1 protein-coding gene is annotated in these 597 nt (G+C 56.1%); it reads left to right on the top strand.

Translation table 4 applies throughout. The annotated features are described in order from the left end of the window. Positions 1-597, top strand: a 597-nt coding sequence (locus FJR74_RS08465; protein ID WP_503465754.1) for a PPE family protein, incomplete at both ends; no start/stop codon positions are given.

Raw genomic sequence — 597 nt, 5'->3', positions numbered from 1 at the left:
CAACATCGGCAACGCCAACCTTGGCAACAACAATCTGGGGTCCGGCAACTTCGGTAGCTTCAATATCGGCTCGGCCAACCTAGGTGGCAACAACATCGGCATAGGAAACGCGGGCGCCAACAACTTCGGACTTGCAAACCTGGGCAATTTGAACACGGGATTCGCCAATGCAGGCATCGGCAACTTCGGAATTGCGAACACCGGCAACAACAATATCGGCAACGGCCTGACTGGAAACAACCAAATCGGCATTGGCGGACTCAATTCCGGCAACGGTAACGTCGGATTATTCAACGCGGGTAGCGCCAATATCGGTTTCTTCAACTCCGGCAATGGCAACTTTGGCATCGGGAACTCCGGTAACTTCAGCACTGGCCTGTTCAACCCCGGACACGGCAACACCGGATTCCTGAATGCGGGCTCTTTCAATACGGGCATGTTCGACGTTGGGAACGCGAACACCGGCAGCTTCAACGTCGGCCACTACAACTTCGGTGCCTTCAACCCGGGCCCGTCGAACACGGGTACCTTCAACACGGGCGGCGCCAACACCGGCTGGTTCAACACAGGAAGCATCAACACCGGCGCCTTCAACAT

It is taken from the genome of Metamycoplasma neophronis, from assembly GCF_006491995.1.
GTDB classification, from domain to species: domain Bacteria; phylum Bacillota_I; class Bacilli_A; order Mycoplasmatales; family Metamycoplasmataceae; genus Metamycoplasma; species Metamycoplasma neophronis.
The sequence above is the reverse complement of the archived record's forward strand: the minus strand, read 5'-3'. Positions and strand labels throughout refer to the sequence as shown.